The sequence below is a fragment of the Pseudomonas sp. SCA2728.1_7 genome (assembly GCF_018138145.1).
Classification (GTDB): domain Bacteria; phylum Pseudomonadota; class Gammaproteobacteria; order Pseudomonadales; family Pseudomonadaceae; genus Aquipseudomonas; species Aquipseudomonas koreensis_A.
The window spans coordinates 1,873,679-1,899,944 of record NZ_CP073104.1 but is presented as its reverse complement, the minus strand read 5'-3'; the positions used below and the strand labels follow the sequence as shown (position 1 = coordinate 1,899,944).

General features: G+C 59.1%; 25 protein-coding genes. 5 read left to right on the top strand and 20 right to left on the bottom strand.

The features are described from left to right. Positions 1–11: 11 nt before the first annotated feature. The 3 genes from KBP52_RS08335 to ccoG all read right to left on the bottom strand — a co-directional run bounded on the left by KBP52_RS08335 (position 12) and on the right by ccoG (position 5,054). Positions 12–2,462, bottom strand: coding sequence for a heavy metal translocating P-type ATPase (locus tag KBP52_RS08335; RefSeq protein WP_212622592.1), 2,451 nt, complete (start codon positions 2,460–2,462; stop codon positions 12–14). A gap of 625 nt (positions 2,463–3,087) precedes the next feature. After that, entirely contained in the window at positions 3,088–3,627 is a 540-nt protein-coding gene (locus KBP52_RS08330) for a FixH family protein (RefSeq protein WP_077571860.1), read from the bottom strand. Between the two features lie 11 nt (positions 3,628–3,638). Continuing rightward, entirely contained in the window at positions 3,639–5,054 is a 1,416-nt protein-coding gene (gene ccoG / locus KBP52_RS08325; RefSeq protein ID WP_212622591.1) for a cytochrome c oxidase accessory protein CcoG, read from the bottom strand. A gap of 186 nt (positions 5,055–5,240) precedes the next feature. Between ccoG and KBP52_RS08320 the strand changes: the two genes are divergently transcribed. Then, positions 5,241–5,504 (top strand): hypothetical protein, encoded by a 264-nt coding sequence (locus KBP52_RS08320; protein ID WP_212622590.1) that lies wholly within the window; start codon positions 5,241–5,243, stop codon positions 5,502–5,504. A 79-nt stretch (positions 5,505–5,583) separates the two neighbouring features. Continuing rightward, positions 5,584–6,588, top strand: a complete 1,005-nt coding sequence (locus KBP52_RS08315) for a metallophosphoesterase (protein ID WP_212622589.1) — start codon at positions 5,584–5,586, stop codon at positions 6,586–6,588. Between the two features lie 38 nt (positions 6,589–6,626). Here the strand turns inward: KBP52_RS08315 and KBP52_RS08310 are convergent, their stop codons facing one another. The 10 genes from KBP52_RS08310 to ccoN (KBP52_RS08265) all read right to left on the bottom strand — a co-directional run bounded on the left by KBP52_RS08310 (position 6,627) and on the right by ccoN (KBP52_RS08265) (position 14,730). Next, positions 6,627–7,046: a type II toxin-antitoxin system VapC family toxin gene (locus tag KBP52_RS08310; protein WP_077571863.1), complete on the bottom strand. Its 420-nt coding sequence runs from the start codon at positions 7,044–7,046 to the stop codon at positions 6,627–6,629. Beyond that, positions 7,046–7,300 carry a type II toxin-antitoxin system Phd/YefM family antitoxin gene (locus tag KBP52_RS08305; RefSeq protein ID WP_077571864.1) on the bottom strand — a complete coding sequence of 85 codons (255 nt, stop codon included), beginning with the start codon at positions 7,298–7,300 and terminating at the stop codon, positions 7,046–7,048. The genes KBP52_RS08310 and KBP52_RS08305 overlap by 1 nt, the downstream gene beginning before the upstream one ends. A 529-nt stretch (positions 7,301–7,829) precedes the next feature. Next, a complete protein-coding gene (ccoP, locus tag KBP52_RS08300; RefSeq protein WP_007917163.1) occupies positions 7,830–8,813 on the bottom strand; it encodes a cytochrome-c oxidase, cbb3-type subunit III in 984 nt (327 codons plus the stop codon). Next, the gene (locus KBP52_RS08295) at positions 8,810–8,995 is read right to left on the bottom strand and encodes a CcoQ/FixQ family Cbb3-type cytochrome c oxidase assembly chaperone (RefSeq protein ID WP_003175465.1); all 186 of its coding nucleotides are present in this window, start codon (positions 8,993–8,995) and stop codon (positions 8,810–8,812) included. The genes ccoP (KBP52_RS08300) and KBP52_RS08295 overlap by 4 nt, the downstream gene beginning before the upstream one ends. Before the next feature lie 5 nt (positions 8,996–9,000). After that, complete coding sequence (ccoO, locus tag KBP52_RS08290) at positions 9,001–9,609, bottom strand: cytochrome-c oxidase, cbb3-type subunit II (protein WP_077571866.1); 609 nt, start codon at positions 9,607–9,609, stop codon at positions 9,001–9,003. Then, positions 9,609–11,051: a cytochrome-c oxidase, cbb3-type subunit I gene (gene ccoN / locus KBP52_RS08285; RefSeq protein ID WP_034152833.1), complete on the bottom strand. Its 1,443-nt coding sequence runs from the start codon at positions 11,049–11,051 to the stop codon at positions 9,609–9,611. The genes ccoO (KBP52_RS08290) and ccoN (KBP52_RS08285) overlap by 1 nt, the downstream gene beginning before the upstream one ends. Positions 11,052–11,533: 482 nt before the next feature. Continuing rightward, positions 11,534–12,487 carry a cytochrome-c oxidase, cbb3-type subunit III gene (gene ccoP, locus KBP52_RS08280; RefSeq protein WP_212622588.1) on the bottom strand — a complete coding sequence of 318 codons (954 nt, stop codon included), beginning with the start codon at positions 12,485–12,487 and terminating at the stop codon, positions 11,534–11,536. Then, entirely contained in the window at positions 12,484–12,681 is a 198-nt protein-coding gene (locus KBP52_RS08275; RefSeq protein WP_077572245.1) for a cbb3-type cytochrome c oxidase subunit 3, read from the bottom strand. Before KBP52_RS08275 ends, ccoP (KBP52_RS08280) begins: the two co-directional genes overlap by 4 nt. 5 nt (positions 12,682–12,686) lie before the next feature. Next, positions 12,687–13,295, bottom strand: a complete 609-nt coding sequence (ccoO, locus tag KBP52_RS08270; RefSeq protein ID WP_003223389.1) for a cytochrome-c oxidase, cbb3-type subunit II — start codon at positions 13,293–13,295, stop codon at positions 12,687–12,689. A 10-nt stretch (positions 13,296–13,305) separates the two neighbouring features. Further along, positions 13,306–14,730 (bottom strand): cytochrome-c oxidase, cbb3-type subunit I, encoded by a 1,425-nt coding sequence (gene ccoN, locus KBP52_RS08265; RefSeq protein ID WP_008082029.1) that lies wholly within the window; start codon positions 14,728–14,730, stop codon positions 13,306–13,308. A gap of 95 nt (positions 14,731–14,825) precedes the next feature. Here ccoN (KBP52_RS08265) and KBP52_RS08260 point away from each other — a divergent pair, with 95 nt between their 5' ends. Further along, positions 14,826–15,515: an alpha/beta family hydrolase gene (locus KBP52_RS08260; protein ID WP_212622587.1), complete on the top strand. Its 690-nt coding sequence runs from the start codon at positions 14,826–14,828 to the stop codon at positions 15,513–15,515. 1,478 nt (positions 15,516–16,993) lie between these two features. Beyond that, positions 16,994–17,359 carry a hypothetical protein gene (locus KBP52_RS08255; RefSeq protein WP_212622586.1) on the top strand — a complete coding sequence of 122 codons (366 nt, stop codon included), beginning with the start codon at positions 16,994–16,996 and terminating at the stop codon, positions 17,357–17,359. 274 nt (positions 17,360–17,633) lie between these two features. Here the strand turns inward: KBP52_RS08255 and KBP52_RS08250 are convergent, their stop codons facing one another. From KBP52_RS08250 to inhA, 3 genes are all read right to left on the bottom strand, one after another. After that, positions 17,634–19,199, bottom strand: a complete 1,566-nt coding sequence (locus KBP52_RS08250) for a PAS domain-containing methyl-accepting chemotaxis protein (protein ID WP_137218046.1) — start codon at positions 19,197–19,199, stop codon at positions 17,634–17,636. Positions 19,200–19,301: 102 nt separating this feature from the next. Continuing rightward, entirely contained in the window at positions 19,302–20,093 is a 792-nt protein-coding gene (locus tag KBP52_RS08245) for a CPBP family intramembrane glutamic endopeptidase (RefSeq protein WP_212622585.1), read from the bottom strand. 228 nt (positions 20,094–20,321) lie between these two features. Further along, complete coding sequence (gene inhA / locus KBP52_RS08240; RefSeq protein ID WP_212622584.1) at positions 20,322–21,008, bottom strand: isonitrile hydratase; 687 nt, start codon at positions 21,006–21,008, stop codon at positions 20,322–20,324. A gap of 89 nt (positions 21,009–21,097) precedes the next feature. On the opposite strand from inhA, the gene KBP52_RS08235 reads away from it, so the two are divergent. Beyond that, positions 21,098–22,081, top strand: a complete 984-nt coding sequence (locus KBP52_RS08235) for a GlxA family transcriptional regulator (RefSeq protein ID WP_212622583.1) — start codon at positions 21,098–21,100, stop codon at positions 22,079–22,081. 8 nt (positions 22,082–22,089) lie between these two features. Here KBP52_RS08235 and KBP52_RS08230 read toward each other — a convergent pair whose 3' ends face one another. The 4 genes from KBP52_RS08230 to KBP52_RS08215 form a co-directional block, all read right to left on the bottom strand. Beyond that, positions 22,090–22,722, bottom strand: coding sequence for a BRCT domain-containing protein (locus KBP52_RS08230; protein ID WP_116032112.1), 633 nt, complete (start codon positions 22,720–22,722; stop codon positions 22,090–22,092). A 12-nt stretch (positions 22,723–22,734) separates the two neighbouring features. Further along, entirely contained in the window at positions 22,735–23,124 is a 390-nt protein-coding gene (locus KBP52_RS08225; RefSeq protein ID WP_212622582.1) for a hypothetical protein, read from the bottom strand. Between the two features lie 390 nt (positions 23,125–23,514). Then, positions 23,515–25,341 carry a glycoside hydrolase family 15 protein gene (locus tag KBP52_RS08220; RefSeq protein ID WP_212622581.1) on the bottom strand — a complete coding sequence of 609 codons (1,827 nt, stop codon included), beginning with the start codon at positions 25,339–25,341 and terminating at the stop codon, positions 23,515–23,517. Beyond that, positions 25,334–26,134 (bottom strand): glucose 1-dehydrogenase, encoded by an 801-nt coding sequence (locus tag KBP52_RS08215; protein ID WP_212622580.1) that lies wholly within the window; start codon positions 26,132–26,134, stop codon positions 25,334–25,336. The genes KBP52_RS08220 and KBP52_RS08215 overlap by 8 nt, the downstream gene beginning before the upstream one ends. Between the last annotated feature and the right edge of the window lie 132 nt (positions 26,135–26,266).

The window sequence follows — 26,266 nt, the reverse complement described above, 5'->3', positions numbered from 1 at the left end:
GCCCGCGCGGCTCAGGCCGGCAGCGGACGGGTTTGCGAGCGGGTGCTGGCGGGCGGCGGACTCGGCAGGCGAGTCAGGCGCAGCGCGTTGAGCACCACGGTCAACGAACTGATCGACATGCCGACAGCGGCCCACACCGGAGTGATCCAGCCGAGGGCGGCGAACGGCAACATGAGGCCATTGTACAGCGCCGCCCACAGCAGGTTCTCGATGATTACCCGACGGGTGCGGCGCGCCAGCGTGAAAGCCTGGACCAGTGCGTCGAGGCGGTTGGACAGCAGCACGGCGTCGGCACTGGTTTTCGCCAGATCGGTGGCCGAACCCATGGCCACGCTGATGTCGGCGGCCGCGAGCACTGGCACATCGTTGACGCCGTCTCCGAGCATCAGCACTCTGCGACCTTCCTTGTGCAGTTGCTGCAAGACTTGCAGTTTGTCGTCCGGGCGCAAGCCGCCACGGGCCTCATCAATGCCCAGTTCCGCCGCCACACTGGCGACCATCGGCGAGCTGTCGCCGGACAGCAACAGCGTACGCCAGCCACGTGCCTTGCACGCAGCGAGCAAGGCTGGGGCGTCGTCACGCAAGCGATCGTCGAGGACGAACCATGCCAGCGGCCCTTGAGTGTCGGCGAGCAGCAGCCATTGGCCGGCCTCGTTCGGCATTGTCGGCACCGGCGCACCGCTGAGGGCGCAGACAAACTCGGCCTGGCCGATGCGCAAACGCTGCCCGCCCACCAGCCCTTCGAGGCCAAGCCCCGGCGTGCTGTGGACCTCTTCAGCGGCCAGCGGCGCACGGCCGAAGGCGCGGGCAATCGGGTGTTCCGAACGGTTTTCCAGGGCGGCGGCGAGGCTCAGGCATTCATCGCTGTCGCGCGCGCCGAGTGGGCGAATCGAACGCAGCACCAGTCGGCCTTCGGTGAGGGTGCCGGTCTTGTCGAAGATCACCGTGTCGATCTGATTCAAGCCTTCCAGCACATGACCACGGGTCAGCAGCAAACCAAGTTTATGCAGGGTGCCGGTGGCGGCGGTGAGCGCGGTCGGCGTTGCCAGCGACAGTGCGCACGGGCAGGTGGCAACCAGCATGGCGAGGACAATCCAGAATGCTCGCGATGAATCCAGTTCCCACCAGAGCAGGCCGATGGCCGCTGCGGCGATCAGCGACAGCAGCAGAAACCATTGCGCGGCACGGTCGGCGATTTCCGCCAGTCGCGGTTTTTCCGCTTGGGCGCGGTCGAGCAGGCGGACGATGGCTGACAGGCGCGTGTCTTGTCCCAGTGCCTGCACTTCCACGGTCAGCGCACCTTCGACATTGAGTGTGCCGGCGGTGACCGCATCGCCCGGCATGCGCGGTTGCGGCAGGTATTCGCCGGTCAGCAGTGATTCGTCGATGCTCGACTGGCCGTCGATGATTTTGCCATCCGCCGGCAGAATCGAGCCGGCCTGCACCAGAATCCGCTCGCCGATGCGAAGCTCGCTGAGCAGGATGCGTTCGCTCTGGCCGTCGTTGTCCAGTCGCAGACACGATGCCGGCAACAGATTGACCAGTTGCGCCGTTGCGGCGGCAGTTCGCTCGCGGGCACGGCGCTCCAGATAACGCCCGGCGAGCAGAAACAGCGCGAACATGCCGACCGCGTCGAAATACAGCTCGCCAACCCCGGTGATCGAGGTCCAGATCCCGGCGATGTAGGCACTGCCGATCGCCAGCGACACCGAAACATCCATGGTCAAGTGGCGTGTGCGCAGATCACGCATCGCCCCTTTGAAAAACGGCGCGCAACTGTAGAACACGATCGGCGTGGTCAGGAACAGCGCGACCCAGCGCAGGATCGTGTGCAGCTCGGGGCTGAGGTCGATGTTGAATTCCGGCCAGGTGGCCATGGTTGCCATCATCGCCTGAAACCACAGCAGACCGGCGACGCCCAGTTGACGCAGAGCGAGGCGGTTTTCGCTGGCCAGTTGTTCGCTGGCGCGGTCGGCCTGATACGGGTGGGCGGCGTAACCGATGTGACGCAGTTCGGCGAGGATCTGGCTCAGCGGTAACTGTGCGTCGGCCCAGCGCACGTGCAGGCGATGGTTGGACAGGTTCAGCCGCGCCTCGACCACGGCGGGCAACGTGCGCAGGTGTTTTTCGATCAGCCAGCCGCAGGCGGCGCAACTGATGCCTTCCATCAACAGCGTGGTTTCGGCCAGTTCGCCTTCGTGGCGAACGAAGGGTTGCTGCACATCGGCGCGGTCGTACAGGGCCAGTTCGTCGGTCAATTGCACCGGCAATGCTTCAGGGTTGGCCGAGGCTTCGCTGCGGTGTTGGTAATAGCTTTCCAGACCACCGGCGACGATGGCTTCGGCCACAGCCTGACAGCCCGGGCAGCAGAATTCGCGGGATTCCCCGAGCACGACGGCGGTGAAGCGGCTGCCGGACGGGACGGGCAGGGCGCAGTGGTAGCAGGGGAGTGGGGTAGTCATGGCATCGTTGAGGGGGTAAGCCCTTGCATTGGAGTTGTCCGCTTACCCTCACCCCAGCCCTCTCCCAGAGGGAGAGGGAGCCGATCGGTGTGAGCCTGGGTTTTCACTGTCATACACGAAACGTGCAAACGCTCGGGATCAGTCCCCTCACCCGGAGGGAGATGGAGCCGATCGGTGTGAGCCTGGGTTTTCACTGTCATACACGAAACGTGCAAACGCTCGGGATCAGTCCCCTCACCCGGAGGGAGATGGAGCCGATCGGTGTGAGCCTGGATTTTCACTGTCATACACAAAACGTGCAAACACTCGAGATCAGTTCCCTCACTCGGAGGGAGAGGGAGCCGATCGGTGTGAGCCTGGATTTTCACTGTCATACACAAAACGTGCAAACACTCGAGATCAGTTCCCTCACCCGGAGGGAGAGGGAGCCGATCGGTGTGAGCCTGGATTTTCACTGTCATACACAAAACGTGCAAACACTCGAGATCAGTCCCTCACCCGGAGGGAGAGGGAGCCGATCGGTGTGAGCCTGGAATTTCACTGTCATACACAAAACATGCAAACGCTCGGGATCAGTTCCCTCTCCTGGGGGAGAGGGCTAGGGTGAGGGGGCTTTTGAAGTTGTTTACTTCTTCAAGTCTTCGGCGCCTTGCAGCGGCTCATCACCCAGAAGCAAATCCTTGTCATGGCTGACCAGCTCTTCTTCGAACATGCGCCACACATGATCATCCTGACTACCGAGCAGTTCAACAAATCGACGACCTTCAACCTTGTCGCCCAATTGCCCAATGTAGCGGCCCGTTTCAGTCTCGCTGCGAGTCAGAACAATCTTGCGATCCTTCTCCGGCTGCGTCGGCGAGATCAGATTCAATTCCAGCGTCTTTGGCTGACTGTCACCGCTCAAACGCAAATCAACTTCACCGGTCATGCCATCCAGATGCACCGCCGCGCGCATCTTCAGATTCTGCGCCAACAACTCACGATCCAGCGAACGGTTGATGCCTTTGCCAGCCTCGTAGTAGTTGTCGTTGACCAGGTTGTCCGGGTTGTTCACCGCGATGGTCACCATGGACAGGGTCAGGGTCACCGAACAGGCCAGAATCCCGATGATGATCCATGGCCAGAGGTGCTTGTACCAGGGACTTGCGGCGTTTGCTGCGGGCATGTTCAGTTCTCTCAACGGATTTGTGGGCCGATGAATCGGCTCTTGGCTTCAACGTGGACGCTGTCATCATCGGCATCCTTGAGGAGGAATTTCACCTCGTTGGTGCTCGATGGCAGTTGTTCCGGCGCGCTCGACAACTCGACCGGCATGCTGACGATGTCGCCGGCCGCGACCTTGATCTCGCGCTTGCCTTGCAGGCGCAGATCCGGCAAGCCGGCGGCTTCCAGCAAGTAGGTGTGGTCGCGCTGATCCTTGTTCATGATCTTCAGGCTGTAGACGTTTTCGATCCGGCCTTCGGCGTTTTCGCGGTACAGCACGCGGTCCTTGCTGACGTCAAAACCGACCAGCGAACGCATGAAGAACGCAGTGACCAAGAGGCTGATCATCGCCAGCAACACCACGGCGTAGCCGATCAGGCGTGGCCGCAGTTTATGGGTTTTCTGCCCGGACAGGTTGTGTTCGGTGGTGTAGCTGATCAGGCCACGCGGGTAATCCATCTTGTCCATGATGCTGTCGCAGGCATCGATGCACGCGGCGCAGCCGATGCATTCGATCTGCAGGCCGTCGCGGATGTCGATACCGGTCGGGCAGACCTGAACACACATGGTGCAGTCGATGCAATCACCAAGGCCCTGGGCCTTGTAATCAATACCTTTCTTGCGCGGGCCACGGCTTTCGCCGCGACGCGGGTCGTAGGAGACGATCAGCGTGTCCTTGTCGAACATCACGCTCTGGAAGCGCGCATATGGACACATGTAGATGCACACCTGCTCGCGCAACCAGCCGGCGTTGCCGTAGGTGGCGAGGGTGAAGAAACCGACCCAGAAATACGACCAGCCATCGGCTTGCCCTGTGAAGAACTCGAAAACCAGTTCACGGATCGGCGAAAAGTAGCCGACGAAGGTCATGCCGGTGACAAAACCGATCAGCAGCCACATCGAATGTTTGGCGGCTTTGCGTAGAAACTTGTTGGCACTCATCGGCGCCTTGTCGAGCTTGATGCGCTGGTTACGGTCGCCTTCGGTGACCTTCTCGCACCACATGAAAATCCACGTCCACACGCTTTGCGGGCAGGTGTAACCGCACCAGACGCGGCCGGCATACACGGTGATGAAGAATAGGCCGAACGCGGCAATGATCAACAGGCCCGAGAGCAGGATGAAGTCCTGCGGCCAGAAGGTGGCGCCGAAAATGAAGAACTTGCGCTCCGGCAGGTTCCACCACACGGCCTGATGACCGCCCCAGTTCAGCCACACCGTGCCGAAATACAGCAGGAACAATGCCGCGCCGCCCATCATCCGCAGATTGCGGAACAGGCCGGTGAACGCGCGGGTGTAGATTTTTTCTCTGGAGGCGTAAAGGTCAACGCTGTTGTTCGCGTTTTTGCTCGGTGGTGTGACGTCGTGTACCGGAATCTGGTTGCTCATCATTGCATCCCACGGCAGTGGAAAAATGCCTCGGTCGATACGTGCCAACCCAGGTCAAAAAGGGGTGTTGCAGTGGCGCAATGATACGCCGGTCGCTCTGGTTCAAGGGTGCGACCTTTGGTCGCGTTGGGTAAAAAACCTGAATGGTGTAGCGAATGCAGCAAAGCCTGATGCAGGTCAATTGACTTGTTGAGTATGGACGGTTTTGGCGTGGCGGCTAATCCATTGTTGTCAGGGATGATTGGTTTGATGGCATTGCCATCGCAAGCTGAAAACAGACCGCCTGAGGGGGCGGGCACTTACCGTGTCATCTTCAGCTTTGCAATTGCGCAGTTGCCGCATGAAAGTCTTAAAACGTTGCTTCAAATATTTATTTGTATGTTAAGTGTTGTTTTAAGTTGTGCTGCCTCTGAAATATATCCAATTGATTGTTCTTGTTCGATGCTTTGAAGTTTTCTGTTGTTTCGAATAAGTTCTGTTCTCGCGATGTTGTTTGCGTGCAATTGATTAATTAAATGGAATTTCAAGTATGGATTTTAATAAGTTTGCAAATGTTGTGCTGAGTGTTTGTTTATTGGCTTCGGTTACCTCCGCTCAGGCTGCAACGGGAATGCCTGAACACATGGTTTTTGCATCAGATACTCAATACCCGTGGACAGACAAGACAGATGATCGGGAACCGGAATCCGCTTCGGAATTCGATGTTCGCTCCAAGTGGCTGGTAGATAGCCAGCTTGCGAGTATTGCCGATTTCAGAAGGCAGCATGGCTCGCAAACCGAGGTGCCACTGATGATCAATGGCGATATCACCGCTTTTGGCCATAGCGGGCAGCGGTCGTTCATGAGGGACATGCTGAACAAACACTTCAAGGGGGAGTATTTGTACGGTTTGGGCAATCACGATTATGAAAACAATGTTGATGATTGTTTTAGTAATAGCTGTGCGGCGGGAAGTATCGTCGAATTCAAGGAACATCATGAAGGCAAAGTGGACAGTTTTGACCTGAAAATCACCAGTGGATTTCTCAGCAAGACGTACTCTGGCAGCCTCGCCTATTCTAAAAACATCGGCGAAGTGCATATGGTTCAGCTCAATAACGAGCCGACTTACAGCACACGGATCTCTCATCCGTTGAACCCGACGACGTTTGAAATCAACGATGCGCTGGACTGGCTCGAGAAGGACCTCAGACTGGCACGAGCCTCGGGTTACGCCATCATCATCAATATGCATAAACCGTTTGACCACAAGGGTAATCAGGCACAACAGCGGCGCTTCCACGACATGGTCAACAAGTATCAGGTGACGGCCATCTTTGCCGGCCATTTGCATAAAGACGGCGGTGATGCCTATTGGGAGGGTAGCGTGCCGATGTACCTGAGTGGCAGCACATCTCAGCAAACCTATCTGATCACCAGTTTTACCGAGGATCGCAAACAGTTGCAGGTCTATCTGGTGAAGGACAATCAGTGGCGTAATCGAACGCTGATCGATACTACTGCGGTGCATTCAATCTTTGCCAAGCGCCCCTAAACCAAGCCCTGCCAGTGATCTGGCGGGGCTTTTTACGATCAGCTATTGGCAGCGATCCATGGGTTGATCAGATGAACGCCGCTGAGCTGAAAATCGGCAACGTTACGGGTGACCAGCGTCAGCCCATGTATAAGCGCAGTGGCGGCAATCAAGGCGTCGCATTCATTGCTGCGATCAGGGACGTGCAACTGTGCGCATCGGCTGGCGACGGCGCTATCGACCGAGAGGATTCTTCCCGAGAATGCGGGTTTGACGTGACGTTCCAGCCAGTGACGCAGCATCGCGCCTTGTGCCGAGTCGCGGCGTTCGATGCGCAGAATGCCGGTTTCCAGTTCCAGCACGGTGATGGCCGATAAATACAGGCTGGCCGGGGCAACGCTGTTTGCCCATGTCACCACTTGCCGGTCGGCTTGGGGTTTTCGCAGCTCGGAAACGACATTGGTATCCAGTAGAAACATCAGGACAGGTCCACGCTGCGAGGGGTGATGACGGCGCGCTCGGATTCGAATTCGATGTCAGGCGCATTCGGCATGACCAGCAGGTCGACGATGCTGGTCTGGCTACCGGTCAGTTTCTGGTACTCCTCGATGCTCAGCAGTACATGGGCAGGCTTGCCACGATCGGTAATGATGACCGGACCCCGATGCGCGGCTTTTTTGGCTGCACTGGTGTCCTGGTTGAATTCGCGGCTGGAAATAGTCGTGATGGCCATCAAGTTCGGCCTCCGGTGATTCTGGTGTAGAAACGTTACTACGTTGAGGTTTTTCCGGCAATCGGAAAGGTGGGTTGCGGACGATCGATTTATCACTGTCATAACGGCACCAGCCAGAGCGCCCCTGCCAACGGGCAGGGGCGCAGGATATCGGGCGAATTTTCGCTGTGTTCTGCTGCTTTTTCAGAGCAATCGGCCGCCGCCGAGACCGTCCAGACCGCCACCGTTACCTGGAGGGTCCATGGTGTCTGGCGATGTTGAGCGTGCCGGCGCAGCAGGCGTTTTTACCGGCGTTGCGTGATGAACAGGGCGGGGCTGCAAACGTTTTGGCAATGTGTTTTGGTCATTTTTTGACATGTAGGCTTCATCCTTGAAGGTTGACCCGATGCTGCTCATCGGGGTGAGAAAAACCTACAGGGCAGCTTTCCTCAGGTCTATTGAGCAAACGTTTCAAGGCATGAATGCCAGCATGAAAAAAGGCCCCGCCAATCAATATTGGCGGGGCCTTTTTTTGTTTCAAGCGATGGCCTTACTCGGCGTTCGCTTCCGGTGCTTTTTCACCGTGGGACAGGCTGTAAACATACGCCGCCAGCAGGTGAACCTTGTCGTTGCCTTGCAGTTGTTCCTGCGCCGGCATCTGGCCCTGACGGCCGTAACGGATGGTTTGCTGCAGTTGCGCGAAGCTCGAACCGTAGATGAAAGCACCCGGGTGGGTCAGGTCCGGCGCGCCCATGGCGGGGGTGCCTTTGCCGGCCGGACCGTGGCAGGCCACGCAGTTGGCGGCGAACAGTTTGCCGCCGTTGGCCGGGTCAGCCTTGGTGCCTTCCGGCAGCTTGCGGCCATCCAGGTTGGTCACGACAAACGCTGCCACGTCGGCAACGCCTTGCTCACCAATCACTTCAGCCCAGGCCGGCATCACCGCGTGACGACCGCCCATGATGGTGGTCTTGATGGTTTCCGGCTCGCCGCCCCAGCGCCAGTCGGCGTCGGTCAGGTTAGGGAAACCGTAAGCGCCCTTGGCGTCGGAGCCGTGGCACACCGAGCAGTTGGAGGCGAACAGGCGGCCACCCATTTTCAGCGCTTGCGGATCCTTGGCGACTTCTTCGATTGGCATCGCGGCGAACTTGGCGAAGATCGGACCGAACTTGGCGTCCGAACGGGCCATTTCCTTTTCCCACTCGTGCACGCCGGTCCAGCCGGTCTGGCCGTTGGCGAACGCGGTCTGCTTGTCGTTATCGAGGTAGTTGTAGCCCGGCAGCAGACCTTTCCAGTTGCCCAGGCCCGGGTACAGCACCAGGTAACCCAGGGCAAAAATGATCGTGCCGACAAACAGCATGAACCACCATTTCGGCAGTGGGTTGTCGTACTCCTCGATCCCGTCGAAGGAGTGCCCGACCGTCTCGTCCGTCTGTTCGCTGCGCTGGCCCTTGCGGGTCGACAGCAGCAGCCAGGTCAGGGCGAAGATCGTACCGAGACTGAGGACTGTGACGTACAGACTCCAGAATGTAGTCATTCTTTGTTACTCCTAGAAGCTTGCTCGACGTGCTTGATGGCTTCGGGATCATCCGCAAAAGGCAACAAGGTCGCGTCTTCAAACTCCGACTTGCGCTTGGGGCTGAACACCCACAAGGCCAGACCGATGAAGGCCACCATCACGACAACGGTGCCCAGGCCACGAATCATCCCGATATCCATCTAATTCACCGTTTGCTTTTGATGATGGTGCCCAGGCCTTGCAGATAGGCCACCAGCGCGTCCATTTCGGTTTTGCCCTTCACGGCGGCCTGTGCACCGGCGATGTCTTCGTCGGTGTAAGGGACGCCGAGGGTGCGCAAGACTTCCATTTTTTTGGCCGTCTCTTTGCCGTCGAGCTTGTTTTCCACGAGGAACGGGTAAGCCGGCATTTTCGACTCAGGGACCACGTTGCGCGGGTTGTACAAGTGCGCACGTTGCCAGTCATCGGAGTAACGACCGCCGACACGGGCCAGATCCGGACCGGTACGTTTGGAACCCCACAGGAACGGGTGATCCCAGACGCTTTCACCGGCGACCGAGTAGTGGCCATAGCGTTCGGTTTCAGCACGGAACGGACGGATCATCTGCGAGTGGCAGCCGACACAACCGTTGGCGATGTAAACGTCGCGGCCTTCCAGCTCCAGCGCCGAACGTGGCTTCATGCCTTCGACCGGCTTGTTGGTGACGTCCTGGAAAAACAGCGGAACGATTTGGGTCAGGCCGCCAATGCTGACGGCGATGACCATGAAGAAGGCCAGCAGGCCAATATTCTTCTCGACAGCTTCATGCTTCATCAGTGAGCTCCAACGACAGCGATCTGGGCGGCGGCTTCGGCTTCAACCGGGTTCGAGGCGCGCACGGTGCGCCAGACGTTGTAAGCCATCAGGAACATGCCGCTGGCGAAGAAAGCACCGCCCAGGGCACGGACGATGTAGCCCGGGTGGCTGGCTTGCAGCGCTTCAACGAACGAGTAGGTGAGGGTGCCGTCGTCGTTGATTGCACGCCACATCAGGCCCTGAGTGATGCCGTTGACCCACATCGACGCGATGTACAGCACGGTGCCGATGGTCGCGAGCCAGAAGTGCGCGTTGATCAGGCCGACGCTGTGCATCTGCGCACGGCCGAACAGACGCGGGATCATGTGGTAGATCGCGCCGATCGAGATCATCGCTACCCAGCCGAGGGCGCCGGCGTGTACGTGGCCGATGGTCCAGTCGGTGTAGTGCGAGAGAGAGTTGACCGTCTTGATCGCCATCATCGGGCCTTCGAAGGTCGACATGCCGTAGAACGCCAGCGATACCACGAGGAAACGCAGGATCGGGTCGGTGCGCAGCTTATGCCAGGCGCCCGACAGGGTCATCATGCCGTTGATCATGCCGCCCCAGCTTGGCGCCAGAAGGATGATCGACATTGCCATGCCCAGCGATTGTGCCCAATCCGGCAGGGCGGTGTAGTGCAAGTGGTGCGGGCCGGCCCAGATGTACAGGGTGATCAGGGCCCAGAAGTGCACGATCGACAAGCGATAGGAGTAGATCGGACGTTCGGCCTGTTTCGGCACGAAGTAATACATCATCCCGAGGAAACCGGTGGTGAGGAAGAAGCCCACCGCGTTGTGGCCGTACCACCACTGGATCATCGCGTCGGTCGCGCCGGAGTAGGCGGAGTAGGACTTGAACAGGTTCACCGGCAGCGACATGTGGTTGACGATGTGCAGCATCGCGGTGACGACGATGAACGCACCGTAGAACCAGTTACCTACGTAGATGTGCTTGGTTTTGCGCTTGGTGATGGTGCCGAAGAACACCAGACCGTAGGTGACCCAGACAATGGCCAGCAAAATGGCGATCGGCCATTCCAGTTCCGCGTATTCCTTGGTGGTGGTGTAACCCAGCGGCAAGGTAATGATCGCGCCGACGATCACCGCTTGCCAGCCCCAAAAGGTGAAGGCCGCAAGGCTGTCGGAAATCAGTCGCGTCTGGCAGGTTCGCTGCACGACATAGTAGGAAGTGGCAAATAGTGCACAACCACCGAAGGCGAAAATCACCAGGTTTGTGTGCAACGGGCGCAGGCGTCCAAAGCTCGTCCACGGCAGACCGAAGTTCAACTCCGGCCAAACCAGTTGCGAGGCGATGAAGACACCGAGCCCCATGCCAAGGATCCCCCAGACCACCGTCATGATGGCGAACTGGCGGACTACCTTATAGTTATAAGCAGTCGGACTGATTGCTGTGCTCATTCTAAGGTTCCACGGTTTGGGTGTTTTATTAGGATTAAAATCGGCCGCAAGTATGCAGAGAGCAGGGGGTCATTGCAACGCGCCATGACCTGGGTCAATGCTTTCCAAGGCAGATTCTGCGGCCTTTCCATGCGCCGCGTAAGGTCAAAATTGGCCTCGGACAAAATGTCGCAGCGGACGAAAAAAGCGAGGGGTTCAGGTCGCTTGTAACGGGGTGTGTTCAAACGCTCAGTTCGGGTGACGGATGGCAAATGGCACGACAGCCGGTATCTACCGGCGTTTGCGGCCACATCAGTCAGCCGGTTCGCGGAACACAGCAGTCAGCGTTGACCTGGAACCGGCACAAGCCAGTCCGCATCGAGCAAGCGTAGACCCGAATCCGGGGAACCGAAAGGAGAGGGTGTGAAGGGGTGCGACAATGCGTCGCAAAGGGGCGGGATGCTGCCGCACCGAGAATGGTGCGGCAGAGGTGTACGCAATGATTACTTCTTGTTGTCTTCAGTAATAAGTTTTTCTGTATTCAATCCGTGAGATAGGCTGTACACATAAGCGGCGAGCAATTGCACTTTATCGTTACCCAACAGCTCGTTCTGCGCCGGCATATGACCCTGACGACCGTGGCGAATGGTCTGCTCGAGTTGGGTCAGGCTGGTGCCATAGATAAACCCGGCCGGGTGCGTCAGATTCGGCGCGCCCATGGCTTCAGTGCCGTGGCCGGTTGCCCCATGACAGGCAACACAAGTGGTGCTGAACGCTTGCTGTCCCGCCTGCAGGTCAGCCTTGCTGTCGGCGGGCAATGGCAGGCCGGCCAGTTCGTGACGCACATAGGCGGCCACGTTCTTCACCCCGGCTTCGCCCAACACTTCACCCCAGGCCGGCATCGCCGCCATCCGGCCACCCATGATGGTGGTCTTGATGGTGTCGGCGTCGCCGCCCCAGCGCCAGTCACTGTCGGCGAGGTTAGGGAAGCCGAACGCGCCCTTGGCATCGGAACCGTGGCACACCGAGCAATTGGAGGCGAACAAGCGGCCACCCATTTTCAGCGCCTGCGGATCCTTCGCCACTTCCTCCACCGGCATGGCGGCGAACTTGGCGAAGATCGGCCCGAATTTGGCGTCAGCCTTGTTCATCTCCTTTTCCCACTCGTGCACGCCGGTCCAGCCATTCTCGTAACCGGGAAGGATGCCTTTCCAGTTGCCCAGGCCCGGATAGAGGATCAGATAGCCCACGGAAAACACCAGCGTGCCGGCGAACAGCATGAACCACCACTGCGGCAGCGGGTTGTCGTACTCCTCGATGCCGTCGAAGCTGTGGCCCATGGTCTGGTCGACGCTGCCCTTGGTTTCGCCCCGGCGCGTGCCGATCAGCAGCCACGTCAGGCCGATCAGGCTGCCAATGGTCAGTACGCAGATCCACGTACTCCAGAAGGTGGTCATGGCCGGGTACTCCTTGTTTCATTTGCTTGGGTTGTTTCGGCTTGCGGTTCGTCGGCGAACGGCAGCAGACGTGCTTCGGCGAATTCCGGGGTGCGCTTGCGGTTGAACACCCAAAGTGTCAAACCGACGAAGGCGACGAACACCACGACCGTGCCGAGGCCGCGAATCAGGCCTGCACTCATTTCAATGATCATCGTGCTCACCTCTTGCTCTTGATCGCAGTGCCGAGCACTTGCAGGTAGGAGACGAGGGCATCCATTTCGGTCTTGCCCTTGAGGCTGGCCACTGCGCCGCTGATGTCGTCGTCGGTGTACGGCACGCCGAGGGTGCGCATGGTCTTCAGCTTGGTTTCGGTGTGGCTGCTGTCGACCGCTTGCGTGACCAGCCACGGATAGGCCGGCATTTTCGATTCCGGTACGACGTTGCGCGGGTTGTACAAGTGCGCGCGGTGCCAGTCATCCGAGTAGCGCGCGCCGACCCGGGCCAGATCCGGACCGGTACGTTTCGAACCCCAGAGGAACGGGTGATCCCAAACGCTTTCGCCGGCCACCGAGTAGTGCCCGTAGCGTTCGGTTTCGGCGCGGAACGGGCGGATCATCTGCGAGTGGCAGCCGACACAGCCTTCACGGATATAGATGTCGCGGCCTTCCAGTTGCAGCGCGGTGTAGGGCTTCATGCCTTCCACCGGTTTGTTGGTGACGTCCTGGAAGAACAGCGGGACGATCTGGGTCAGGCCGCCGATGCTCACGGCAAACACCATGAGCAACATCAACAGGCCGACGTTCTTTTCAATCGTTTCGTGTTTCATGGCGGACTCCTCAGGCCATCTGCGCGGCAGCGACGACGTCAGCAGGCTGCGAGGCCCGCACGGTGCGCCAGGTGTTGTAAGCCATCAGGAACATGCCGCTGAGGAAGATCGCCCCACCAATCAGCCGCACGACGAAGCCTGGGTGGCTGGCCACCAGGGTTTCGACGAAGGAGTAGGTCAGCGTGCCGTCCTCGTTCACCGCGCGCCACATCAGGCCCTGGGCGATGCCGTTGACCCACATCGACGCGATGTAGAGCACGGTGCCGATGGTCGCGAGCCAGAAGTGCGCGTTGATCAAACCGACGCTGTGCATCTGTGCTTTACCGAAGATTTTCGGGATCATGTGGTACAGCGCGCCGATGGAAATCATCGCCACCCAACCGAGGGCGCCGGCGTGTACGTGGCCGATGGTCCAGTCGGTGTAGTGGGAGAGGGCGTTGACGGTCTTGATCGCCATCATCGGACCTTCGAAGGTCGACATGCCGTAGAACGCCAGCGAGACCACGAGGAAGCGCAGGATCGGGTCGCTGCGCAACTTATGCCAGGCGCCCGAGAGGGTCATCATGCCGTTGATCATGCCGCCCCAGCTCGGTGCCAGCAGAATCAGCGACATCACCATGCCCAGCGACTGTGCCCAGTCCGGCAGCGCGGTGTAGTGCAAATGGTGCGGGCCGGCCCAGATGTACAGGGTGATCAGAGCCCAGAAGTGCACGATCGACAGGCGATACGAATACACCGGACGCTCGGCCTGTTTCGGCACGAAGTAGTACATCATCCCGAGGAAACCGGCGGTGAGGAAAAAGCCTACGGCGTTGTGGCCATACCACCATTGCACCATCGCGTCGGTTGCACCGGCGTACACCGAGTACGACTTGGTGAAACTTACTGGCAACTCAAGGTTGTTGACGATGTGCAGAATCGCCACGGTGATGATGAACGCGCCGAAGAACCAGTTGCCCACATAGATGTGCTTGGTCTTGCGCTGCATGATCGTGCCGAAGAACACGATCGCGTAGGCGACCCAGACGATGGTGATCAGGATGTCGATCGGCCACTCCAGCTCGGCGTATTCCTTGGAACTGGTGTAACCCAGTGGCAGGCTGATCGCCGCCAACAGGATCACCAGTTGCCAGCCCCAGAAGCAGAACGCGGCGATTTTTGGCGCAAACAATTGGGTCTGGCAGGTGCGTTGCACCGAGTAGAACGAACTGGCGAACAGCGCACAGCCACCGAACGCGAAGATCACCGCGTTGGTGTGCAGCGGGCGCAGACGGCCGAAACTGGTCCAGGGCAAATTGAAGTTGAGTTCGGGCCAGACCAATTGGGCCGCGAGAAAAACCCCGAGGCCCATGCCGACGATGCCCCACACCACCGTCATAATGGCGAATTGGCGGACCACCTTGTAGTTGTAGGCGGTACTGATAGAAGTGTTCATGGTTCCCCATCCACGGTTCAGCCGAAGTGAGCGCGCGCAAAACACGCGGCGAATCCTTCGTCTGGAGTTATAGGCAGACTAAAAGCGAGGCAAGCATGGACAAACAGCACAAGGCCAGTATTGACGGGGATCAATGGGCGCAGTGCGTGCTCGATCATGGATGGCTTTGGAACGCCGCTAATGGTGAGGTTTCGGCGACGTTGATCCTTGCCCACGGTGCTGGTGCGCCGATGGACAGTGACTGGATGAATGACATGGCTGGGCGCCTTGCTGGGCTTGGGATTAACGTGTTGCGGTTTGAGTTTCCTTATATGGCGCAGCGGCGGGTGGATGGGGTGAAGCGGCCGCCGAATCCTGCGGGGAAATTGCAGGAGTGTTGGCGTGAGGTGTATGGCGAAGTGCGGCGTCATGTCGCTGGGGTTTTGGCCATTGGCGGGAAGTCGATGGGGGGGCGGATGGCGAGTCTGCTTGCTGATGAGTTGGGGGCTGATGCGCTGGTGTGTCTGGGGTATCCGTTTTATGCGGTGGGGAAGCCGGAGAAGCCGCGGGTTGAGCATTTGGCTTCTTTGCAGACGCGGACGTTGATTGTGCAGGGGGAGCGGGATGCGCTGGGCAATCGGGAGGCGGTTGAGGGTTATACCTTGTCACCGAGTATTGAGGTGGCGTGGCTCGCGGCCGGGGATCATGACCTGAAGCCGTTGAAGGTTTCCGGTTTTACTCATGAACAGCATTTGGCCAGCGCCGCCGAGCGTGTGAGCGGGTTTCTGCGGGGTAGATCGAGTTGAATTGGATTTTGAACTGCATGGAGATTGGCTCCCTTCCCCCTCGCCCCCTTGGGGGAGAGGGCTGGGGTGAGGGGGTAAATCTTGAACGCGACACATTTTTCGATCTGAGTGCATATCCATTGCTGCGGTAACGGCCACTTAGGGGTCCGCCCTTACGGCGGGTCACTTTTTCCAGACGCCGAAAAAGTAACCAAAAACGCTTGCTCCTACGTGCGGCCCGCTCGCTGGGGCTCGGGGTCCCTTCGCTCCGGGATCGATCCGGGCGCAGCGCCTACGGTTTGCTTCGCTGCACCTCCTCTCGCTGTGTTTGGCTGCGCCAAACGGTCGCTGCGCTCCCACCCCCGGATCAATCCCTCCACTCAGCCTTCCGACGTCGCCCGTGGATCAAGATCAAGAGCAGGCGAGCTGACACTCGGCCTATTGAGTGGTGAAGAGCGCGGGGGTTCGGCTTTGGTTTTGTGGTGGATTCGCCCCTCACCCCAGCCCTCTCCCCAAGGAGAGGGAGCCGATTTGTGGGCTTTTCAAGATCTGAGTTCAACGCGGTATCGCACGTCGGCGTAACTCTCCCAAACACCTCGATCAGTCCCCTCTCCCTCCGGGAGAGGGTTAGTGGGGGCTTTTGATCTGTTTCAGAATCTGAGTTCAATTCGGTATTTCACGTCGGCGTAACTCTCCCAAACACCTCGGTCAGTCCCCTCTCCCTCCGGGAGAGGGCTAGGGTGAGGGGCTTTTGATCTGTTTCGGAATCTGAGTTCGACTCGGTATTTCACGTCGGCGTAGCTCTGCCAAACACCTCGGTCAGTCCCCTCTCCCTCTGGGAGAGGGTTCGGGTGAGGGGCTTTTGATCTGTTTCAGAATCTGAGTTCGACTCGGCATTTCAAGTCGGCGTAGCTCTGCCAAACACCTCGGTCAGTCCCCTCTACCTCTGGGAGAGGGCTAGGGTGAGGGGCTTTTGATCTGTTTCAGAATCTGAGTTCGACTTGGTATTTCACGTCGGCGTACCTTGCCCAAACACCTCGGTCAGTCCCCTCTCCCTCTGGGAGAGGGTTAGGGTGAGGGGCAATTTCGCTGACACGATAAAGAACTGGAAGCGCTCACTGCCCAGCATTTCCTGTGCGTAAACATGATTTTGTGAGCGCGTTTAAAGTACACAGTCCGTTACGCCACGGGGCCTACAACACCTTGCGCCGTTACCTACGCGTACGCCAGAATCCGCCGGCTTACACGACCATGGCGCGGGCTATATCGTTTCCCTGCCACTGCCCATCAGTGGCCGGGTTTAGTAGCCCGTATGGTTTTAGTAAGTGCATAGGTCCCATAAAGTCAGGCGCATCTGCCTGTACTCAATGGTGGCTGTGCTCAGGGCGCTTTCGAGCGCGCCGGTCTTGCTAATTCCTCCGGTCTACTAACCTGCGCACAGCCGCCACCCTTCTTTTAGTAGAGAACGGTCGCGGCCCTTGATCAGGAATTAGATATTTATGTTCAAAGCCACGCCAAACCCTCCGGGCATCGACCCAACCCCTCACGACCCAGCGCTTGAGTCTCAAAAGACAAAAGAAGCGACGGATCGCGCGCTCGACTACTACCTCCGACCCGAAGCCCTGGGTGCTCCGCCAAGCTCGCCCAAGTTTCGCCCCGTTTATCTCGTCGACCCCGCGCTGGACGACGAAACCCTGCTGGTCGAGGCGAGCGAGTCGCTTTCATACGCCCATGCCATGGCCGGTAATATCGCCAACTCAATCGGCGGCCCGGAGCGCAAACCGTTGCTGGCGCTGCAACAGGTGATCATGCTCAACGAACTGTTGGTTAATCGACTGTTGGATAAGCTGAAGTTGCCTCAGTAATTTCGCTGGCTGTTATGGCCTCTTCGCGAGCAGGCTCGCTCCTACATTGGATCTGCGGTGATCACTGATTGAGTGCCAGACAACGATCCCCTGTAGGAGTGAGCCTGCTCGCGATGGCGGCCTAAGAGCCGACCAACCTCTAACTGATTGCATCCGGTCCAAATGGGAGCGAGCTTGCTCGCGAAAGCGGTCTGCCAAGCACCATCACTTTCAGACAAGCAACAAAAAACCCGGAAGCTCTCGCTCTCCGGGTTTTTTGTTATCACCACATCAATCAGCGGTTAAACCGCTCCACCAACGAGTACTGCGTATTTGCCGTCTTCGTCAGCTCTTCACTCAGCAACGCCGAGTTATGCGCTTGCTCGGAAGTCTGATCCGCCAACTCCGAAATATTGCTGATGTTGCGGCTGATCTCTTCAGCCACCGCACTTTGCTCTTCCGTCGCCGCAGCAATCTGCGTAGTCATGTCGGTGATATTAGCCACGGCTTCACTGATCCCGACCAACGCCTGATCCGCTTCCAGCACCCGCGCTACACCTTCTTCAGCCTGGCGATGCCCGGCTTCCATGGTTTGCACGGCACTCGAAGCCGTCTGCTGCAACTTGGCGATCAAGGCATGAATCTGCCCGGTCGATTCGCTGGTGCGTTGCGCCAGTTGACGAACTTCGTCAGCCACCACGGCAAATCCACGGCCCATTTCACCGGCACGTGCAGCTTCGATCGCAGCGTTCAGAGCGAGCAGGTTGGTCTGGTCGGCGATGCCTTTGATCACATCAACCACGCCGCCGATTTCGTCGCTGTCCTTCGCCAGTTGGGTCACGGTCAAACCGGTTTCGCCAACGACGACCGACAAACGCTGAATGGCTTCGCGGGTTTCGCCGGCGATGTCACGACCGCGACCGGTCAGGCGATTGGCTTCCTGAGTCGCGTCGGCGGTGCGCTGCACGTGGCTTGCCACTTCCTGAGTCGTGGCGGCCATCTGGTTGACGGCGGTGGCGACCTGTTCGGTTTCCACGCGCTGACGTTCCAGGCCGCTGGAGCTGCTGTGCGCCAGTCGGTCGGACTGCTTGGCCTGATCGGTCAGGTGTTCGGCGGTGTCCTGCAGACGGGTCAGGCAGGTTTTCAGGCGGGCTTCCTGGCTGAGGATCGACATTTCCAGACGCGCCTGGGCGCCACGGCTGTCGGTGTACATCTGCGCGATCAGCGGGTCGGAGGTGGTCTGCTCGGCCAGGCGCAGCAGGCGTTTGAGCCCGCGTTGCTGCCATTGCAGGCCCATCAGGCCCAGCGGCACCGACAGACCGGCGGCGAGGGCGAAGCCCCAGTGCGAGTTCAGCGTCGCGCCGATCACGAAGCTCAGTTGACTGACCAGAATGAACGGCAGCCAGTCTTGCAACACCGGCAGCCATTTATCGCTGGAAGGGATCGCCGACTTGCCTTGGTTGATGCGTTGGTAGAGCGCTTCGGCACGGCGGATCTGTTCGGCGGTGGGTTTGATCCGCACCGACTCGTAACCGACCACCTGATTGCCGTCGAACACCGGTGTGACATAGGCGTTAACCCAGTAATGGTCACCGGTCTTGCAGCGATTCTTGACAATGCCCATCCATGGCAAGCCTTGTTTCAATGTGCCCCACATGTGCGAAAACACCGCAGCCGGAACGTCGGGGTGACGGACCAGGTTGTGCGGCGCACGGATCAGTTCCTCACGCGAAAACCCGCTGATTTCGACGAAAGCGTCGTTGCAGTAGGTGATCACGCCCTTGGCGTCGGTTGTGGAAATCAACCGCTGCTGAGCCGGGAAAGTCCGTTCGCGTTGTGTAATGGGCTGGTTATTACGCATGGTTTTTCAATCCGCAAGGCTTTGAAAGGTTGTCGGCGGTGACAGCTTTTTATTGAAATTTTTTTTCAATAATCAGCACGGCGTCGCAAAACGGCGCTTGCTTCAGCCGGCGAGCATCGGATAGGTGAACAGGCCGAAATGCAGCAGGTTCAAGCCGAAATGCGTGGCGATTGCCGCGCCGAGCCCGCCAAAACGGTAGGCCAGACCATAGCCGACGCCCGCTAGGCCTGCCAGCAACACCCAGGTCCAGCCCGCGCCGGCATGCACCAGACCAAACAGCAACGAGGCCAGCAGCAGGGCGAGGTTGTCGCCGTACGGCAGGTGTTTGAAGCGCTGGCTGAGGCCGCCCTGTATATAGCCGCGAAACAGCGCTTCCTCGACCAAGGTCACCAGCAGCAGGTTGTTCAGCACCCACAGCCACGCCTGATCCGGCCACTTCGGCGCCCAGGCAATCACGCCCAGCAACAGCGCGCCACCGAGGGCCAGAACCGCGCTCAAGGTCAGGGCGAGGGCGGTGGCGTACACGCTCAGGCGCAGCGAACGTCGCCCGACAATCCACGGGCAGGCCAGCAATAACCAGAAGCCAACCAGCGGTTTATCCAGATTCAGGTACATCGAGAACGGCACGGCGTTATCGGTGAAGCGTTGCGGATCAATGGCGCGACCGTTGGCGAATCCCGGCAGCCAGTGCAATGCCAACGCCACGGCCAGCACGATGAACAGGCCATGGCCGAGAAAACGTGCGACCGGCACCTGTTGCTGGCGCACGGCAAAACCTGCGAATGCCAGCAATCCAACGGAAATCAAAGCGAGCCAGCCGAGGTGACCGTAGCTCAGCGCCCATCCATAACCGAGGCTGAGAAGTGCCAGATAGAGCCATGGCAAAGCCTTCATCGAAAGTCCCTGTGCAAATATGTGGAGGGGCTTTCTACACGGGTGGGGGCGTGGGGACAAGTGAAGGTGTGGCGGTGATCGGGGACAACCAAAATATCCTTGGTAACCCGATCAACTGTAGGAGTGAGCCTGCTCGCGATAGCGGTGGATCAGCCAACATCTGCGTTGAATGACACACCGCTATCGCGAGCAGGCTCACTCCTACAGGGTTTTGCGTTTGGCTTGGGATCAGTGCAGATTGAGTTTCGCGGCGGCGCGCTCGGTAATTTCCGTGCGCAACTTCAGCGATGGCGCCGCCCGCAAACGTGCCTCATCGACAATCGCCCCCGGCGCAGTCTCCGGGCTGCCCGCGTTGAACGGCGGCGCCGGAGCATATTCCAATTGCAACTGGATCAGTTGCGCCGCGTCAGCACTCACCAACTCTTCAGCCAACACCAAGGCAAAATCGATCCCCGCAGTAATTCCGCCACCGGTAAACAGATTGCCGTCACGCACCACCCGATCCTTCACCGCAATCGCGCCCAGTGTCGGCAGCAAATCGTGATACGCCCAATGCGTGGTCGCGCGTTTGCCTTGCAGCAGGCCCGCCGCGCCGAGGACCAACGAGCCGGTGCACACTGAGGTCACATACTTCGCCTGAAGGGCCTGGCGTTTGATGAAGTCCAGCGTCTGCGCGTCTTCCATCAACGGCCCGACACCGCCGCCACCGGGAATGCAGATCACATCCAGACACGGGCAATCCTCGAACGTGATGGTCGGTTTCAACAGCAGCCCGGTGCTGGCGGTGACCGGCATCAGATCCTTCCAGATCAGATGCACCTGCACGCCCGGCAACGAGGCGAGCACGTCGTACGGCCCAGTCAGGTCGAGTTGCTGAACTTGCGGAAACAACAGAAAACCGATCTGCAACGTCATCGTTCTTGCTCCATGAAAAGGGGTGGACGGCTTCACTGTAGGCGCGTAGGTTCTGGCGCATACGCCAATAACCCCACGAATTACGCCAAATGCCCAAAGCCATCCATGTACTCGCGTTTGCCAACATGCAGATTCTCGACGTCACCGGGCCCTTGCAGGTATTTGCCTCGGCCAACGACATCGCCCGCCAGCGCGGCTTGCCGATGCCTTATGCGCCGAGCGTGATTGCCAGCGGTGGCGGGGCGGTGATGTCCTCCGCCGGGCTGGCAGTGTTGGCCGAGCCGTTGCCGGACGCGGCCAGCGACACGCTGATCATCGCCGGTGGCTGGGGGATTTATCCTGCCGCCGAAGATGTGCTGTTGGTGGATTGGGTACGCGAGCACGCCGCTAAATGTCGGCGTGTGGCCTCGGTGTGCACGGGTGCATTTCTGTTGGCGGCCAGTGGTTGGCTCGATGGCCGTCGTGTGGTTACCCACTGGACCCGTTGCGAACAACTGGCGCAGCAGCATCCGAAACTGCAAGTCGAAGCCAATCCGATTTTCATCAATGACGGCCCGGTCTGGACCTCGGCAGGAGTCACTGCCGGTATCGATCTGGCATTGGCGATGGTCGAGGAGGATCTGGGCAGCGACATCGCCTTGGATGTCGCCCGCCATCTGGTGGTGTTCCTCAAACGCCCGGGCGGGCAATCGCAATTCAGCGTGACCTTGTCGTTGCAGAATCAGGGCAATCGTTTTGATGAACTGCACGCGTGGATCGCCGAAAACCTCACCTGCGACCTGGGCGTCCCGACGCTCGCCGAGCAGGCTGGCATGAGTGAACGCAGTTTCGTCCGCCACTACCGCGCCGACACGGGGCAGACCCCGGCGCGGGCGATTGAACTGATCCGTGTCGAGACCGCGCGGCGACTGTTAAGCGACACCGGATTGCCGGTCAAACGCATCGCCGCCAATTGCGGGTTTGGTAGTGAGGAGACGTTGCGTCGCAGTTTTCTGCGGGCGATTGGTGTGACGCCGCAGGCTTATCGGGAGCGGTTTTCGGTCAGCGCTTTAACAGATCCAGCAATGCCTTAAGGAAATGCCTAACCGAACAACACTTTTAACCAATGATCTTCGCCAACAATGGCGATTGGTACGCCGTTATCTCTGAGCTCAACGGCCTTTTTTATCTTGGTTCCATAGCTACTGTGCAACCATTGTTCGTTGCCGATATTGCCAACGACCAGATAATGAACCTTTTTGCTGACGGAACCGCCAATCAGTCCGCCTCGCTCGACGATCAAGGATTCACATTCCTTGCGTGGTCCATACGACATCACGCCGGTAAACAGGAACACTCGATCAGGCAAACTAAGTTCCGGGGCGGGGTTATCGAAAGGAAGGCTAGTAGGCGCGTAAGTCATGGTCGCAGCACCGGCTGGCAAACCAGCGAATTGATGAAGCATTCCCAGTAATTCAACAGACTCATCGGCATCCAGCACGCCGTCACTGAGCATGTTGGCAAGACGTCTATATAGAATGTTTACGACCGGATCTTCCAAGTGCACCAAGTGGGTTTCGATCCAAGTCTTGAGAAACTCGGCTTCCTGCTGGTTAATCTTTCCGTCTGCGGCTAGCCCGACAGCAATACCTGCCAGAGCATCTGCCGAACGCCTGTCAATCCGCGCTTCGTGAAAGAAACGACTGTTTTGAAACTCCTGATGCAAATCGACCATCGCTGCTTCTCCTTAAGCCTCGGCTTCCGCCACCTGATTGAAATACTTCGTCCGATCCGGGGTAAATGTCACCGCCATCTTCGTCCGCGAACAGGTCAGCGAACGCTCCTGACTCAAATCAATATCCAGATCCTCACCGCGCAAGCCCTGCCACTGCGCCAGATATTTCAGTGAGCCATACTTTTCGTTTTTCTTCAGGCTGCGGCTCACGCCACCCTTCCAGCCGAGCACGGGCAGTTCGCCGGCGAGACATTTTTGTGCGAGGTCGGGAAAACGCGTGGCGCGCTGACGGCCGATTTCCCAGCATTTGATCAGGCCTTTGTCCGCGGCTTCCCAGAGTTGGGTGCGGGTCAGGCCGCTGCGAAGGGGCGTGTCGATGGTGCGTTGGACGTGCTGGGACATTCTGGTTCCTTGAATTCGGGTTTTGTTGGACAGCTCCGCTGTGCCCGTTGCGGTGGATGGTAGGGGTGGATGTAACGGCTGGCAACAAGGTATTTCAGGGTGTAAGTGCAGTTTGCGGGGAAGGGATTGGCAAGGATTTGTTTAATAGATGCAGGCATCCAGACACGCCCTCTGTGGCGAGGGAGTGTGCTCCCGCTCGGCTGCGCAGTAGCCGCAAAGCCAGGCAATACGGTGTTTTTGGCGCAATTGGGATAAGGAATCGGGGCCGCTTCGCGACCCGGCGGGACCAAGCTCACTCGTCACAGGAACTGCGACTCTGTTTATTTGTGTGTAGGGGTTAGCCCCGGGAAGCGCGTAGATGCGGCAGATTTCCTACATACCCTGGCGAAATTACGGCTGCCACTCACTCTTTTCCCCGCTCAAGCGCCGATCGAGAAAACTCGCCGCGCTGATCAACGCCAGATGCGTCAGTGCTTGCGGCGTATTGCCCAGATGCCGGCCATGGCTGTCGAATTCCTCGGCATACAACCCCAGCGGATTGGCATAACGCAGCAATTGCTCAAACTCCAGATGGGCTTTTTCCACTTGCCCGGCGCGAGCCAGGCATTCGACGTACCAGAACGAGCACGCCGCGAAGGCGCCTTCGGTGCCGGCCAGGCCATCGATATTGCTGTCGTCGTTGCGATAGCGATAAACCATGCCGTCGCGCACGAGGGTCTTTTCGATGGCCGCGAGGGTCGACAGCCAGCGCGGATCCTTGGCGCTGACGAAACGCACCAGCGGCATCAACAACATCGAGCCATCCAACGCCGTACCGCCCTTGTACTGGACGAAGTGCCCGCGTTTTTCATCCCAGAAGTTATCCCAGATATCGGCGTAGATCGCTTGCCGGGTCTGATCCCATTGCGCAAACGGTGCCGGCAGCGAACGTTTCGACGCCAAACGAATGGCCCGGTCCAGCGCTACCCAGCACATCAGTCGCGAGTGCAGAAAGTGGTGCTGTTCACCGCGCATTTCCCAAATGCCTACATCCTTGGTCTGCCACGTCTCACAGACTTGATCGACGACTTCACGCACATGTTTCCAGCCTTCGTGGGAAATCGCGTCGCCATATTTGTTGACCAGATACACCGCATCCATCAGTTCGCCGAAGATGTCGAGCTGGATCTGGTCGTACGCGCCGTTGCCGATGCGCACCGGTTTCGCGCCGCCGTGTCCCGACAGGTGATCAAGTTCGGTTTCCGGCAATTCCTGTTGCCCATCGATGGCGTACAAAATATTCAGTTTCACCGGTTGCCCGTGGCAATCGCTTACCCGTCCGCGCAGCCAGCCCATGTAGGCGTTGGCTTCGCCGACAAAGCCCAGGCGCATGAACGCGTACACCGTGAACGAGGCATCGCGGATCCATGTGTAGCGATAATCCCAGTTGCGTTCGCCGCCCGGCGTTTCCGGCAGGCCGAAGGTCGCGGCAGCGAGAATGGCGCCGTGTTTGCGCGAGGTCAGCAGTTTCAACGCAAGGGCCGAGCGATTGACCATCTCCCGCCAGCGCCCGCGGTAAATCGACTGACCGATCCAGTCGCGCCAGAACTTCAGCGTGCGCTCCATGCACAAGTGTCCGGCGCCTTCGGCGAATCGTGGATCATCGGTCGCACCGAGCATGAACGCCGCCGTTTCATCCTGCTTGAGCGTGAATTGCGCCACCGCCGCTTGCGCGTCAATCTGCATCGACTGGTCCGAAGCCAGGCGCAGTGTCGGTTGGCCAGATGCGCTGAACGTCACGTCTTGTTGATCCATCTGTGCTCGGGTGTCGGCTCGGGCGTAATCGTGGCGCACGGCGCAACGCATCGTGAAAGTCGCCGAGCCGCTCACTACGCGAACCCGCCGCATCAGTAGCGGTAGAGTGTCGTCACTGTCTCCGATAGGCAGCAGATCGGTGACTTCCACCACCGCCCGCTCGCTCAGCCAACGGGTTTGCAAAACATTGGTGTCTGGCAGGTAGATCTGCTCGCGGCGCGCGTCGGGCAAGTCAGGCGCCAACTGGAAGATCCCCGCATCGGGGGTGTCCAGCAACGCACAGAAAATCGATGGGCTGTCGAACTCCGGCCAGCAGAAAAAATCCACGCTGCCACGGTCGTTGACCAGTGCCGCGCTGCGCATATCGCCGATGATGCCGTGGGCGTCGATCGGGCTTTGTCGTTCCAGGTGATGCTCAGCCATTGCCGCGAAACTCCGGATAGAGGCTCATGCCGCCGTCGATAAACAGGGTGGTGCCGACGATGTAATCGGAGGCGTCGGAGGCGAGAAAGACCACGGCGTTGGCGACGTCTTCCGCGTCGCCGATACGCCCGTAGGGGATCAGCTCCAGCAGCTTTTCGCCGGCAGCGCCTTCGGTGGCGTCTTGATTGATCGCCGTGCGAATCGCTCCCGGCGCGATACCGTTGATGCGAATGCGTTGGTGACTGACTTCCTGCGCGAGGGTCTGCATCAACTGGTCGACGCCGCCCTTGGAGGCGGCGTAATTGACGTGGCCGGCCCAGGGAATGCGCTGATGCACCGAACTCATGTGGATGATCTTGCCGGCCGCGCGCGACACGCCTTGGCGAACGCCCTGGCGATTGAAGATTCGCAGGGCGGCGCGGGCGCAGAGGAACTGCCCGGTGAGGTTGACGCCGATCACCGCGTTCCAGTCGTCCAGCGACATATCCACAGCGGCGGCGTCTTTTTGCATACCCGAGTTGGCCACCAGGATGTCCAGTGAGCCGAAGGCATCGATGGCCGCCGAGAACAGCCGCTCAACCTCGTCTTCCTTCGAGACATCAGCGCGAATGGCGATGGCCTGCCCACCGTCAGCGATGATCTGCCGGGCCAATGCTTCGGCCGGTTCGGCCTGACGGTTGTAGTTGATGACCACTGCCGCGCCGGATGCGGCCAGAGCTTTGGCGCACGCGTGGCCAATGCCGGAGCTGGCGCCGGTGATCAGGGCTGTTTGTCCGATGAGGGAGATGTGCATGCGGTGGCGCGCCTTGAGTGAGGGCTTACATAGCTGACCGGTTGCCAATAGTGAGAGTTCATTCGGCAGAAAGGGCTGTGGTGATTTCGCCGACGCTTTCGCGAGCAGGCTCGCTCCCACACTGGATCGGCG